This is a genomic window from Bacteroidota bacterium, from assembly GCA_013696965.1.
Taxonomy (GTDB): Bacteria; Bacteroidota; Bacteroidia; order JACCXN01; family JACCXN01; genus JACCXN01.
This window is the reverse complement of the sequence record JACCXN010000057.1, coordinates 185,689-200,764: the sequence shown is the minus strand read 5'-3', so window position 1 is coordinate 200,764 and position 15,076 is coordinate 185,689. Positions and strand designations below refer to the sequence as shown.

Below are 15,076 nucleotides of genomic sequence, written 5' to 3'. Positions count from 1 at the left end.
AGATATAATTCTCGTTTTAAATCAAAATGCTGGCATTTCAATTTAAACAAATACCTTGACTCATCCTGGCATTACTAATTCCATCATTTTTTTAGTTTTTTATTATCTTTTGATGGTAAATTGTATTGTCAGTTGTAAGTTTGACTAAATAAATTCCTTTTGCCAGGGAATGTGCATCTATTTTTTCAGAATAAAGACCTGAATTTTGTTGTTCATTTAGTATTTGTACAACAGTAATTCCAAGTGAATTTATTATTTCAATTTTCACATTGGCAGAATTTGAAATATAATAATTCAATGTTAAATTATCGGTACAAGGATTAGGAAATGCTGAAAAGGATGAAACCTTTAGATCTTGACTTTTCAATCCAACATCAGCACATCCCCCGGGAATATTGGTGTCAATCCAGGCCATTCTGTTTTTTATCCAATCTTTCATTCTTTGAACTTCCTCCTCATAAGTTTTGGCAACAGGTGTTACATTTGAATAAACCCATTTTCCCATAATTGGCCAATACTGAAAATTTTTTTCTCTCTCCTTTTTTATTTCAGCAGCAGTTTTATCAATCATTTTATATAAATTATCAATTGAGAGCTCTTTGAGTCTGAGATTTTGGTAGCGGCAGTTTAATTCATTTACAAAAACAGGATCTTCCATAAATTTTCGCCACCAAAAAGGCGTTGGAAATGTTTCTTCTCCTGGTGGAGGAGCCTGCCAACTCCAACCAAACTGGTATTGCCAGCCAGCAACTTGATCCCCCCCCCCATAATTTGAATTATACCAGGCAAGATCAAAATCCCAAACTGGTCCATTTATTATTTTTCCACCTTCGCTATCCTTGTCTTTATAAAAATAAGTGCTTATTCGATAGCCATCTATATCTTTAGATAATTCATTTATGATAAAATTATCATAGAAAGACCTAACATCAATGTATTTCCGGTATCCAATGAACGGATCTTTAAAATGAGATGCCATTAGCGTATTTTCAAATTCATTAAAGTAAGCTCTAATATAATCTTTTTGAACTTGTTGTATATTTTTTTGCTTTGGATATTCATATTGAAAAAAAACAGGTTGATTCTTTGAGTTTGACGGAAAATTGCTACTCCAGCCATCTCTGTTGCTGCTTTTTTTGTCAATGGAAATTATATATCCTCCAGTAAGGTCATCACCAGCAATATCCTCTGGAGCTAATTTTGAAATGGGTACCTGTTCCTTTCCTCGTTTAATTTTTTCAGTCAGAACATAAACTCCCATGTAATTACCATTAATAATTAATACTACATATCTTGATCGTACAGAATAATGACCCATTTTTTCAAAAAGCTCATAAGAGAATACATTTCTTAATAAAGTTTTATCATTATAGGAGGCATAAAGCACCCATTTATTGTTTGCAGGCATACCCAGAAGTGGAACTTCAAGATTTTCTCCATTTATAGTTTCTGTATCAAAGGCATATCCTTTTTTAGGAAACATCATGGAGCTTCTTCCTCGGTATCGTATACTTCCCAACCCGCTATAATGGTTCCAGGGATCGGATAATCGATTTATCTGCTGATCCCCGTTTGAAATAATACCCACATCTACAACAATTCTTTTTTCCCTGGCAATAAATTGCCCTTTTGTGTTAATTACCATTATTGGAAGTTCAGATTCAACAAATGGTTTAGCTGGATTATTACTAAAAGTAAGGCTCCAGTTGTTTATTGTACCTGAATTTCCCTGTTTTGTATCAATGATTTGCAATTTCCAATTTCCGTTAGGGTTTTTATAGTAATTGTTCTTTCCCAAATCCTCCTCTGGCCTATAATAACCAGTAAAAGGTGCAGTTCCTTCGCTTATCATATTTGGAGCACTCCCATTAAAACAGGTGCCCGTATAATTTGTTCCAATGTAATATCCAACAAGTAAAGTCTCAATATTGTCAGGTGAAATAAGCTTAACAACAAGATCATTAATATTCGGATGTTGAATATCAATACAAACTGATTCCAAACCAAAGGAAGCATCAGTTTGTGAGGAAAGTCCAGAAACTGAAATTTTAAATAACATGGATTGATAATCAGGTAGAGCTGTTTGCATATTTCCAGAGGGAAATACTTGGGCAAAAAGCATGTTTGTAAAGAGCAGGTATACAATTATTAATCCCAGTAATTTTTTAGCTTTCATTGATTTCCCTTATTTGATATTTTTTTGAATTCAATTTAAATGACTAAAAATTCCTGCCAATTCTATTTATAATTAATTAAGACAATTTCATAGCTTGTTTTGATTCTCATAAATTTTAAATAATAAATTTTCGGGCTTAATATTGTGGAAAAAAAACCATAGAAAAGGAAATTATTTTTCCTTTATGAGATCAATAACCTAATTGATACTTTTTAAGAATATTCATTCCAATTCATTCCCGCAAAAAAGCTTTTGCTGGGGATTTTATTCTACAAAACTGACTAGGGTTTTCCACATAAGTGTATAAAGACAAAAGCTATTTACTACTATTAATAATGAAGACCCACACGCAAAAAAAAGGAATGGTTTTTAGTCCTTTTAATATAAAGTTTTTGTTTAATAACTCATTGATGCAACGTGGATAAATTCTATAGCTTTAACAAAGAGAGTTGTGTTTATGAAGAAGTAAGCAGACCTTTTCTGATGCACAACCTAATGCTTCTTGCTTTAATGTTTACTTCAGGAGTTTTTTTCTTACTTACATGTTTTTACTATGCTCAAAACGAAGAAACTCTTGGTCTTGCCCCATTAGTTGCCAAAAACTGCTATTCACAGGTTGATTCCTTAAAACAAGAACTGGTTAAACAAAACAATAGGGTTCAATTAATGGCAAACTTGCAATATCTAATTAAAAATGCAACTTTAAAAGACTCAGTAAGGATAAGCAAGCCAAATAACAACATTTTACTAATTCAAAAAGGCCCAAATAATGACGAATTTGCATATGCAAAATAAGCTTTGATATCTTTTTATTCCAAGTATAAATTTTCTTTGGAAAAGGAATTTAATAAAAGGGATTAATTAAAAATTATCAAAAAAGTTTTTTCGGAATTGCAAGTGCTTCAAATATTAATTCAAATGAAATTTAAATACTTTTTTAGGATATTCGTTGCCTTTTCATTCATAACATTAATAATTGAGTCAAAAAACTATGCCCAAATCATTTTATTGAATGAAATGCCAAGGCCTTTATACTACGAGCGAACGCATAGAATAAAGAAATTCAAAGATATGAAATGCGTAGGCGATATAATACACAGTGACAAATATTTGATGCGTTACGGGATTTTTAGCGGAAACATTTCACAAAATATTGGAAGGGTTATTATAAGCGAAAGTGATAACTATTATGAGATCCGAAATGCTACTAGTTTTCAATTGCGAACAAGAGTTGTTGAGGAATTCTACATTAGTACAACCTTTTACAAAGATTGGAATCCAAATGCCAGAACTTCTTGGATTCCAGATTACAGCTATTCCTTTGGCAGATATAATTGGAGGCCAAAAACATGGAGTTATGGATACGAGAATTATGCACCAAATAAATACTCTGACTCCTCAAAAGAATTTTTATTGAAATTCTTGCAAGGAAATTATTTTATTTCCTACAACAATGGTTTACTTCAGAACCTCATTGACAGAATTCACAATGGAAATTCGAATTTAATAATAACTCCTTTTTTTCGCTATTCATTTAGTTTTATCGATAATAATCAAAATGTATTAAGAGGTTTAGGTAAACCAAATATGGGTTTATCCTTAAGGTACAATATCTGGAAAAGATTTTATGCAGAAGGGGCCCTATATGCCTATGTTAGTCCAAAATATAAACAGCCCTGGGATCCGGATTATACTTATGGGTTTGGGTACTTTGACTACAGGCCATTTAGACTTTCATTCACTTATGGAAACTGGGTTATAAACCGATTCCCTTGGAATGAAAAGCCGTTTCCTAATTATGGCTTTTTAGATGGAAATTTTAAATTTATTTTTAATTGGGCATGGTAATGATTTATTTTCGTTTATTTTTTTTGCTTCTAATAATTCCAAATACCAATGCATTTGGTCAAATAAAATTCATTGTGGATGATTTTGAAGGAATGGCAGAGGCACAAAAAGATTTAAAAAAATCAGGCATTTTTTCCTTTGGAAATGCGAATACTGTTATTAAAAAACATTTGACAGTTGGAAATGGATACTCTGGCAACAGGGCTATAATGGTTAATTGGAATGGAAAAGATAGTTTTGGTGGTTGGGGAAAAGGCATTGGAAGACATATAGAACTTAACCCAATGGAGGATTTTTTAAACTTTTATGTATACAATCCCTTGATAAACGGCAAAAGCAATATTCGAATTATTCTACAAGAGGATGATGATATGAATAGTATTTTTGAAACCGACAATGATGATTCCTGGCAATTTGATACATGCATTGTGCAAAAAAATGAATGGCAACTAATAAATATTCCCTTGATGAATTTCAAGGACGCCAATAAAGGTGGTGATGGAATATTTAACACGGGTTATAAAGGTGGCAAATTATTTACTTTTATTGTAAGCTTTACAGATTCAACTTCTATAAAAAATAATCAGCATTGGTATTTTGATTTTATTTGTTTTTCAAAAGGAACGCTTTCTCCTGGGGTTAATCTATTCTCTCCACCTCCACCATTAATAGATGATTATTGTCTTTTAGGTGCTTGGTCAGAGGAAGGAAATTCGGGATTATTTAACGAAATTCCACAAACCATTGAAAATCTTTTTAAATCCTCAGATAAAAAACTTGCCGTTGTACATTTTTTTCAGCCTTTTTCCACTGGAAAAGAGAAACAGCAATATCCTTCAATTCAACATATTAATGAAGTTTTAAAAAATGGATACATTCCCATGATTACACTTGAGAATCATTTTGTTCAGGTAACAAAAGATTATAAACAACCCAATTTATACAGTATAGTAGAAGGCCATTTCGATTACCTTTTTCATGAATGGGCAGATAGGATTAAGCAAGCCGATGGAATTGTTATTTTAAGGATCCTTCACGAATTCAATGGGAATTGGTATCCCTGGTGTATTTCTAAAAATGATTTTAATACTCAGCTTTACATAAAGGCCTTTAGACATATTAGGGAAATTTTCAACAATAAGGGTGTAACTAATGTTAAATTTATATGGTGTCCCAATTCAATGTCTATTCCCCAGGAAAGTTGGAATAATATGATGGATGCTTATCCTGGCGATGAATATGTGGATTTTGTTGGACTTGATATTTATAACGGTGCCGGGGAAAAAGGAACTCCAATATGGAGAAGTTTCAGAAAAGAAGCAATTGAACATTATTACTTGCTAAATACATTACTTCCACATAAACAATTGTTTATTTGTGAAGTTGCTTCAAGGGAAAGAGAACCAAATGAATCTGGTATAATGGAGGATAAAGCGGAATGGATAAAACAAATGGCTGAAGCATTAACTACCGACTTATCTAAAGTAAAATTACTGATTTGGTTTAACGAATATGATTCATTTAAAATTAATTCATCTATTAATGCTAAACGAGCTTTTGAAAAACATGTATGGATGAATGATTTTTTTAAAACTGGAAATTTAGAATTAAATCATAATTTAATTGAAGTAAAAAACAATTAATTTAACCAAAAACCACAGGGTTTTGTTCTCGCAGATTGTACCCTGAAACCATAACTTCCCCATAAGCCCCTGCTGTACGGATTGCCACTAAATCCCCTCTTTGAGTTTCTGGCAAAACCACCGCTTTTCCAAAACAATCGCTTGATTCACAAATTGGGCCAACTACATCATATTTAAAATCCAAAACTTTATCAATTTTACTAATATTTTCAATTTTATGATATGATTGATAAAGCGCTGGTCTTATTAATTCTGTCATTCCAGCATCTAAAATAGCAAAATTGGTATTAATTCCGTTTTTAATGTAAAGCACTCTGGATATAAGATTGCCGCATTGAGCAACTATTGATCTTCCTAATTCAAAATGAACCTGTTGATGGGGCTGAAGCTCTAGAAAATCATTAAATAATTTAAAGTAGGCATTAAAGTCAGGAAAAGCATTTTTGTCGGGATCCTGGTAATCAACTCCAAGTCCTCCGCCTACATTAATATGCTCTAAAATTATTTTTTTTGTCAAAAACCATTGTTGAATTTCATTTACTTTTAAACATAAATTCTTGAATGCAGATAAATCGGTTATCTGAGATCCAATATGAAAATGCAAACCCTTTAGCTCAACATTTGGCAATTGTTTTAATAGAATTAAAACTGCATCCATTTCCCACATGTTTATTCCGAATTTATTCTCCTCTAAACCAGTTGTAATATAATGGTGTGTATAAGCATTCACATTTGGGTTGATTCGTAATGCAATACTTGCTTTTTTTTTCTTTGCCGCTGCCAATTCCTGTATTACTTCTAGCTCTTGCACCGATTCGCAATTAAAGCAAAATATGTCGTGGTCCAAAGCGTAATTGATCTCTTCATCTGTTTTTCCAACCCCTGCAAAAGCAATAAGTTCTGAATTAAAACCCAGTTCAATGGCTTTTTTTACTTCATTCCCACTTACACAATCTGCACCCATGCCTGTATCCCTTATTAATTGGACAATTTTGTTATTGGCATTTGCTTTTAAAGCATAATGAACTATGTAATTATATTTCTTGGCATTATCTTTTACCATTTTAAGCGTTTCACCCAGGCTACTTAGGTCATAGTAATAAAATGGAGTCTTATAATTTTTTAGTCTTTGTGTAAGTTCAGCAGTAAATACAGATTTATACATTTGCAATTCTTTTAAATTTATTGAGAGATTATTTAATTCTTATTTTAAAGTATTTTTAAAATAAGATAATCAGAAAAATTAAGTATAAATAAACCTATGATTGTTTACTCAGACAATAAAGCTTTTCTTAATTAAAAATTCCTTTATTTAATGCATTAAGTACTTCTTTTTTCTGACTTGTACTTACAAGTAGGGATATATTATTTTTACTTCCTCCATAGGAGATCATTCGAATTGGAATGCTCTTTAATGCTTCAAAAATTTTTATTCCATATCCAGTTTTTTCGGCCAAAAAATCTCCTACTATGCATATTATTGTATGGCCATCATCAACTTCAACAGTTCCAAAAGTTTGAAGTTCCTCAATAATTTCCGTCAAAAATTTATTATTATCTATGGTAATAGAAACAGCAACTTCAGAAGTTGTAATCATATCAATAGGAGTTTTAAATCGTTCGAAAACCTCAAAAACACTTCGCATAAAACCATAAGCTAAAAGCATTCTTCCAGATTTAATTTTGATTGCTATAATATCATCTTTTGCAGCTACGGCTTTAATGTTTTCTCCTGAAGAAACCGAAGAAATTAATGTTCCTTTTGCTTGAGGATTCATTGTATTTAAAAGCCTTACAGGTACATTTCTGAGTTTTGCAGGCATTACACTAGATGGATGTAAAATTTTGGCTCCAAAATAAGCGAGTTCAGCTGCTTCATCAAAAGAAAGTTCTGCAATTGGATATGTATTCTCGACAAACCGTGGATCATTATTATGCATTCCATCAATATCAGTCCATATTTGAATTTCTTCAGCAGTTAAAGCAGCACCAATTAAAGATGCAGTATAATCACTTCCCCCTCTTTTCAAATTATCTACCTCTCCAAAAGTATTTCTGCAAATATATCCCTGAGTAATAAATAATTTTTTTTCAGAAAATTGCGACAATTCCTTTTTTAAATTCTCCTCTATAAATTGAAAATCAGGTTCCTCATTTACATCAATACGCATAAAATTAAGTGCAGAAAGCAGAACAGAATCAATATGTAACTCCTCAAGGTAAAACTGCAATAAAGCGGTAGAAATAAGCTCGCCTTGGGCCAGTATTGCCCTTTCCTCAAAAATGGTAAATAAATCCAAGGTAAAACTTCGTATAAACCCAAAATGAGCGTTTATCATTTCCCTGCCTTTAACAATTGATTCAGGGCTTTGGTATAAATCATCAATTACCTTTAAATAATCTTCCTGAAGTTTGTTTATTAATTCTCCTGCTTTTTCATGTTCCTTGGCATAAAGTGCTGTAGCAATTTCAACCAGCTTATTTGTTGTTCCAGACATGGCTGAAAGAACTACAATTTTCTTATCCTCATTATGAATAAGTTCAACCATTTTTTTTATTCGCTCTGGACTTCCAACTGAAGTCCCTCCAAATTTCAATATTTTCATTAAGGTATAGGTGTGTTAAATGCATCACTATTGAAAGCAAATGATACATGGTAATAGTGATTTTTATGCAAATTTAAAACAATTACTTTGAAAACAGGGTTTTTAAGTATGGTCATTAAAATTTACTTCCGTATTAAATAAACAACAATAAGCAATACATGGGATTCGAAATCAAAATACATTCAAAACAATTATTGATTTAATTCTAAAAAATTAAAATAAATTCTTGCCAAATATTGTTTAATTTGGCCGATGAATAATGCATTTGCTCTCGTTTTTTTCATAAATTAATCAAAAAAAAAATTGCTTAAAAGTGTTTTAATTTTTTTTATTTTAGGTTTATCCTTTACTATTTCAGAGGCTCAAAACTTAACTGTAGTTGATTCTCTTGAAAAGTTACTTTTGGTAATGAAAGAGGATACAAACAGGGTTAAAGTTTTAAATAATCTCAGTTGGGAGTACCGTAAAAGTAATTCTGAAAAAGCCTTAGGATATGCTAATAAAGCATTGCCATTAGCAGAAAAATTTAATTGGGAAAAAGGCAAAGCTACTTGCTTTTCAAGGATAGGGCTAATTAATTATTGGCAGAATAAACTAGACATAGCCAATGAGTATTATTCAATGTCCTTAAAAATAAACAAAAAAATTAATAACAAATCAGGTATTGCAGAAAATTATATTCATTTCTCATACATATATGAGGATAAAGGAAATTATGCAAAAGCTCTGGAATATAATGATGAGGCTTTAAAGATTTATCAAGAGTTAAACGAGAAAAATGAAATAGCTTCTTGTTTGGTTTCTTCAGGTAATTTAAATTTATACCAACAGAATTACCCTTCCGCTTTGGAGAATTATTTAAATAGTCTTACCATTTTTGAAGAACAAAAAAATGTACATGGCCTGGCTATTTCCTACAATAATATAGGTCTTATTTATAGATATCAAAGCAATTATGAGAAGGCTTTAGAATATTTTTTCAAAGGATTAAAAACCAAAGAAGAAGGAAAAATAACACAAGGCATAAGTGATTCTTATACAAATATTGGTGCCATATATGTTAATGAAAAAAAGTACGATTTAGGATTAGAATACTTCTTTAAGGCTCTGGAACTTGATACAAAAAACAACCTTAAAAAAAACATGGCAAAGTTATATGGGAACATTGCCGTTGTTTATCGCAACCAGGAGAAATATGAACTAGCCTTAGAATATAATATTAAAGCCTTAAAATTAAAGGAAGAATTAAATGATAAGAACTCCCTGGTTAGTTCCTACAACAATATAGCCGCATATTACTTTAGTCAACAACAATATGAGCAAACAATAGAGTATCATCAAAAAGGCCTTAAACTGGCCAAAGAATTAAATGACAAGAAAGGAATGCAAAACTCCTATGAAGGTTTTATAAATGTGTATGATAAACAGAATAATCATCAAAAAGCACTGGAATACTACAAGCTTTACTCCCAAATAAAAGATTCAATTTATTCATTGGCAACTAACCAGCAGCTTTCTGAAATGCAAACTAAGTATGAAACTGAAAAAAAAGAAAAAGAAATAAGGGTTCTAATACAGGAAACGGAAATTCAGGGCCTAAGGCTTGGCACTCAACAATCAGAGTTGGCAAAGCAACAACTGGAGGCTGAAACAAAAGAAAAAGAAATAATCCTTTTGAATAAAAACAGGGAAATTCAACAGATGGTAGTAGATAAGCAGGAAAGCGAACTAAACTATCAAATAATGGAAACTAAAAACAAAACTACCGAAGTAGCTTTATTAAGTAAAGACAATAAAATTCAACAAACAGAATTGTCGCGCCAAAAAATGCTTCGAAACTCTATTGGGGCTAGTCTTGGACTTATGCTGGTACTGGCTTTTGTAATTTATCGTGGATACCTTAGAAAACAACAAGCTAACCAGGAACTGGAATTAAAAAATAAAAAAATTGAAACTGCCCATAATATTATTGAACAGAATCGTGATGAAATAGCCCAAAAAAACAAAGACATCACAGACAGTATAAATTATGCAAAAAAAATTCAGCAAGCCATGTTGCCCCCTTTGGATTTAATTAACCAAGCACTGCCAGATAGCTTTGTGCTGTTTAAACCAAAAGATATTGTTTCAGGAGATTTTTATTGGTTTAGTCCTTTTTTTACTCAGAACCTAGGATCTATAGATGCTAATCAGCCTTTTTCAGAATCAGGAGTTATTTTTGCCGCTTGCGATTGCACAGGTCATGGAGTACCCGGGGCTTTTATGAGTATGATAGGAAATGCCCAGCTTAACCACATTATTGTGGAAAAGGGAATTTATAATCCAGCTCAAGCCCTTACACATTTGAACAGAAACATCAAAAACTCATTAAAACAAAGTTCTGATGGGGTAAAATCAAGGGACGGTATGGACATCGCTTTAACCAGTTTGCAATGGAACAATAACCAACCAAAACCTGATACAAAATCAGAATTTACAAACCAAAAACAGTTGAATTCAACAATTAAACTTCAATTCTCGGGAGCTTACAGGCCAATCTGGATAATTAAAAATGGATCAACTGATATTCAAAGTTCATTTATTCACAACAAGGATGAATCAAGCTCCCCGAATACTTTTTCTAAAAATCCCTCATCGCAGATTATTGAAATACAAGGAGATAAAACTTCGATTGGTGGATTTACAGAAGATGAATACAAATTTACAAACCATGAAATAGAACTCCAAAAAGGAGATTGTTTTTATATTTTTACCGATGGTTATGTTGATCAGTTTGGAGGCGAAAAAAATAAAAAATACAAATCCAGTAGGTTAAAAGAGTTATTACTTTCAATTTGCCATCTACCCATGGAAGAACAAAAATCAATTTTGGATTCAACCATTGAAAATTGGAAAGGCCATTTTGAACAAATTGATGATATATGTATGATTGGAGTAAGGGTTTAATTGATCCGCTTAAAAATACAATTACAATTTCTTACTCCTTTATATTTGCATAAAATATCTCTTTCAGATTTCTTTGCTTTTACTTAAACTGGTATTAATTAAATTGGTTTTATTTCAATGATTTGAATTCACGGTATAATTAACTGATTTAATTTTTGATTTAAAACAATTTCAACGAAAATAAGTTTTAAGAAGGTAAGCATATAAAAATATATATATTTGCGGCTAATTGATAGCATATGGTGAAATTACTACCCTATGAACAGGAAAAATTAATTGCCCAATTAAAATTAACGAATTGAGAACACTATATTTTAAGGAAATCAGCAGTTTTTTAAGTTCACTTATAGGGTATATTGTTATAACCATTTTTCTTACCGTTATTGGTTTGTTTATGTGGGTATTCCCCGGTGAGTTCAACATACTTGATGCCGGATATGCCAATATTGATACCCTTTTTATTATAGCACCCTGGGTATTCATGTTTTTAATTCCAGCTGTTACAATGAGAATGTTTGCTGATGAAAAAAAATCTGGTACAATTGAATTATTGCTAACAAGGCCACTCACTGATATACAAATTATTCTTGGTAAATATTTGGCTGGCTTAACCCTGGTAATTCTCTCACTATTGCCTACTCTGGTATATTATTATTCAGCCCAGGTTTTAGGAAATCCAACAGGAAATATTGATACCGGAGGCATGTGGGGCTCTTATTTAGGCTTATTGTTTTTGGCCTCTGCATTTGTATCTATTGGAATTTTTTCTTCTTCTGTAACAGAAAATCAAATCATTGCCTTTATCATTGGGGTGTTTTTAAGCTTTTTCTTTTTTATAGGGTTTGAATCCATTAGCACACTAGCAATGTTCGGTAAAATAGATAGTGTTATTCTTCATTTTGGTATTAATGAACATTATATTTCAATGAGTCGAGGGGTAATTGATTCAAGGGATGTGATATATTATCTTAGCCTTATAGGTGTCTTTTTGCTGCTTACCCGAACAGTTCTTGAAAGCAGGAAATGGTAATAAATAAAGTGACTTAAAGAAGAATGACCACTAAAAAAACAAATAAAAAAAGAGACTTAATTCAGTTGCTGGCAAGCGTATTGATAATTATTCTCATAAATATCATAGGAAATTTTGCTTTTAAGAGAATTGACCTTACATCTGAAAAGCGTTTCACACTTACCTCTGCTACAAAAGAATTGGTAAAAAACCTGGATGATGTAGTTTATGTTAAGGTTTACCTTGAAGGAGACTTCCCTGCTGGTTTTAAACGCCTGCGTAATTCCACTAAGGAAATTCTTGATGAGTTAAGAGCAATTTCCCCTGATATTGAATATGAATTTATAAACCCCTCCTCAGACCCGGATGAAAAAAAGCGTCATGAGATTTATCAACAACTTACAAAACAAGGACTTCAGTATACAAATTTGGAAGTTAAGGAAGGAGATGGTAAATCAGAAAAAATAATATTTCCGGGAGCAATTTTTTCATACCGTGGAAAAGAGGCTCCTTTACAACTTCTTAAAAGTCAGATGGGTGCTTCTCCGGAACAAATGCTTAATATTTCTGAACAACAACTCGAATATGAAATTGCAAATACTATAAAAAAACTGAGTGATGAATCAAAACCAAGTATTGCATTTATTGAGGGACATGGGGAACTTGATGAAACTGAAGTTAAGGATGCTACTAGGGCATTGTCGGAATATTACGATGTGAAAAGAATTAAAATTGCAGAGAAGCTTAACAGTCTTAAAGGAATAAGTGCAATTATTATTGCTAATCCGGATTCTGCTTTTTCTGAAAAAGACAAATTTATTATTGACCAATTTATCATGAGGGGAGGAAAAGTCCTTTGGCTGATTAATCCTGTTGATGCAATAATGGATAGTCTTTCTACGAATAAAATGACTTTTGCAATTGCCAAAGAATTAAATCTTGATGATCAGCTTTTCAGGTATGGCATTCGAATAAATAACAATTTAGTTCAGGATTTGCAGGCTGCTCCTATTCCAGTTGTTACTGGATATATAGGCAATCAACCCCAGCAAAAACTTTTTCCGTGGTTTTATTTTCCATTGCTTATGCCCCAGAGCAATCACCCTATTGTAAATAACCTTAATGCACTTCGTGTTGAATTCATCAGTAGCATTGATACTGTTAGTGCCCCAGGGATAAAGAAAACCCCTTTGCTTCATACTTCAAAATATACAAAACTGCTTAATGCACCAGTTAGAATAAGTATCAATTCCTTAAGAGAAGAACCCAAAGCCGAGCAATTCAACAAATCATTCCAACCTGTGTCCTATCTTCTTGAAGGTGAATTTGAATCAGCATTTACCAACAGAATTACACCTGAGGTTATGGAAAGTGAGGATATTAAGTTTAAAGATAAAAGCCAACCAACTAAAATGATTGTAGTCGGAAGCGGAAATATTATCAAAAATTCAATACAAAAATCAACTGGAAATGTTTATCCCTTGGGTTACGACAGGTTTACAGGAGAAATTTACTCAAACAAAACATTTATATTAAATGCCATGAATTACCTTTGTGATGATTCAGGGATTATAGGTGCTCGTTCAAAAGAATTTAAATTGAGACTGCTTGATTCTGAAAGAATTAAAGTTGAAAGAACATTCTGGCAATTACTAAATACTGTTCTACCTGTTATTATTGTTTTGTTTGCTGGAATTATACTCTTTTATATCAGAAAAAGAAAATACTCCTGATTTTATTTTTGGATTATTGAAAACCGATTTCTAAATAATGCTTTTATAGCTCTTAAAAAATATCATGAAAAAAAACAGAATTACCTTAATTATTGTCCTTGTATTAAGCATTGTTGCTGGTTATTTATGGTTTAATAATAAAACAGGAACAATTAAAAAAGAGCTGAAAGATTTTGCTGTAAAAGATACTGCTAATGTTTCCAAAATTTTTATGGCTGATGGTATTGGAAGAACAGTAACACTGGAAAGAAAAACCAATAGCATCTGGACGGTTAATGGAAATGCAGAGGCAAGAAAAGACGGTATTGATTTATTACTTAATACAATTAGCCAACTAGAGGTAAAATCTCCTGTTTCAAGGGCTTCTCTTGACCATGTTGTTTCAAATATGGCAGGTAATTCAACTAAAATTGAAATTTACATGGGTAAAGACAAACCAGCTAAAGTTTATTATGTTGGTGGAGCTACTCCTGATAATATGGGCACTTTCATGTTATTGGAAAATTCATCAGTACCATTTGTAATGTTTATACCTGGTCACCGAGGATACCTCAGTTCCAGGTATTTTATTGATGAAACCGAATGGAAATCAACTGCTTTGTACAGGTACAATCCCAATGAAATAGAAAAAATTGAAATTAATTATGTGAAATCACCTGAAGAATCTTTTGCTATTGAAAATATTAGCACCCGTAAGCCTAGGTTAAAATCTATTCAGGATAATAAATACCTTGAAAAAATTGACACCCTTTCCATTATTCAATTTGTGAGTAATTTCAGGCATATCAACTTCGAATTTTATGCCAACGATACCCCACTCACAACAAAAGATTCAATCATGGATTTTTGCAAAAATTTCAGTATTGAGATAACTGATATTCATGGAAAAGTAAATTCTTTTACAGGATACAATAAACCAATGAAAGAAGGATCAACCGATCTTGAAGGAAATCCTATTACTTTTGATATGGACAGAATGTATGGACTTACAAATGAAAAAGATTTTGTTATTATCCAGTTCTTTGTTTTTAATGAATTAACTCCCAGGATCAATTATTTTTTAAATCAGGATACTGTTAAAAGGTTATAGGATAATTTATTAAACAATTATTCCT

10 protein-coding genes are annotated in these 15,076 nt (G+C 31.8%); 7 read left to right on the top strand and 3 right to left on the bottom strand.

Annotated elements, in window-relative coordinates:
- Positions 1–91 precede the first annotated feature (91 nt).
- Positions 92–2,176, bottom strand: a complete 2,085-nt coding sequence (locus H0V01_09430; protein ID MBA2583591.1) for a CotH kinase family protein — start codon at positions 2,174–2,176, stop codon at positions 92–94.
- Positions 2,177–2,593: 417 nt separating this feature from the next.
- Between H0V01_09430 and H0V01_09425 the strand changes: the two genes are divergently transcribed.
- From H0V01_09425 to H0V01_09415, 3 genes are all read left to right on the top strand, one after another.
- Positions 2,594–2,971, top strand: a complete 378-nt coding sequence (locus tag H0V01_09425) for a hypothetical protein (protein MBA2583590.1) — start codon at positions 2,594–2,596, stop codon at positions 2,969–2,971.
- Positions 2,972–3,094: 123 nt separating this feature from the next.
- Positions 3,095–4,024, top strand: coding sequence for a hypothetical protein (locus tag H0V01_09420; protein MBA2583589.1), 930 nt, complete (start codon positions 3,095–3,097; stop codon positions 4,022–4,024).
- Positions 4,024–5,667: a hypothetical protein gene (locus H0V01_09415; GenBank protein ID MBA2583588.1), complete on the top strand. Its 1,644-nt coding sequence runs from the start codon at positions 4,024–4,026 to the stop codon at positions 5,665–5,667. The genes H0V01_09420 and H0V01_09415 overlap by 1 nt, the downstream gene beginning before the upstream one ends.
- Position 5,668: 1 nt before the next feature.
- Here H0V01_09415 and lysA read toward each other — a convergent pair whose 3' ends face one another.
- Both lysA and H0V01_09405 read right to left on the bottom strand, forming a co-directional pair.
- On the bottom strand, positions 5,669–6,832 hold the full coding sequence (gene lysA, locus H0V01_09410; protein ID MBA2583587.1) for a diaminopimelate decarboxylase: 1,164 nt from the start codon (positions 6,830–6,832) through the stop codon (positions 5,669–5,671).
- Positions 6,833–6,959: 127 nt separating this feature from the next.
- Positions 6,960–8,273 carry an aspartate kinase gene (locus H0V01_09405; GenBank protein ID MBA2583586.1) on the bottom strand — a complete coding sequence of 438 codons (1,314 nt, stop codon included), beginning with the start codon at positions 8,271–8,273 and terminating at the stop codon, positions 6,960–6,962.
- A gap of 303 nt (positions 8,274–8,576) precedes the next feature.
- Between H0V01_09405 and H0V01_09400 the strand changes: the two genes are divergently transcribed.
- From H0V01_09400 to H0V01_09385, 4 genes are all read left to right on the top strand, one after another.
- On the top strand, positions 8,577–11,219 hold the full coding sequence (locus H0V01_09400) for a tetratricopeptide repeat protein (protein ID MBA2583585.1): 2,643 nt from the start codon (positions 8,577–8,579) through the stop codon (positions 11,217–11,219).
- 298 nt (positions 11,220–11,517) lie between these two features.
- The gene (gene gldF / locus H0V01_09395) at positions 11,518–12,249 is read left to right on the top strand and encodes a gliding motility-associated ABC transporter permease subunit GldF (GenBank protein MBA2583584.1); all 732 of its coding nucleotides are present in this window, start codon (positions 11,518–11,520) and stop codon (positions 12,247–12,249) included.
- A gap of 23 nt (positions 12,250–12,272) precedes the next feature.
- Positions 12,273–13,961 carry a gliding motility-associated ABC transporter substrate-binding protein GldG gene (gldG, locus tag H0V01_09390; GenBank protein MBA2583583.1) on the top strand — a complete coding sequence of 563 codons (1,689 nt, stop codon included), beginning with the start codon at positions 12,273–12,275 and terminating at the stop codon, positions 13,959–13,961.
- A gap of 64 nt (positions 13,962–14,025) precedes the next feature.
- On the top strand, positions 14,026–15,051 hold the full coding sequence (locus H0V01_09385; GenBank protein MBA2583582.1) for a DUF4340 domain-containing protein: 1,026 nt from the start codon (positions 14,026–14,028) through the stop codon (positions 15,049–15,051).
- The last annotated feature ends 25 nt before the right edge of the window (positions 15,052–15,076 follow it).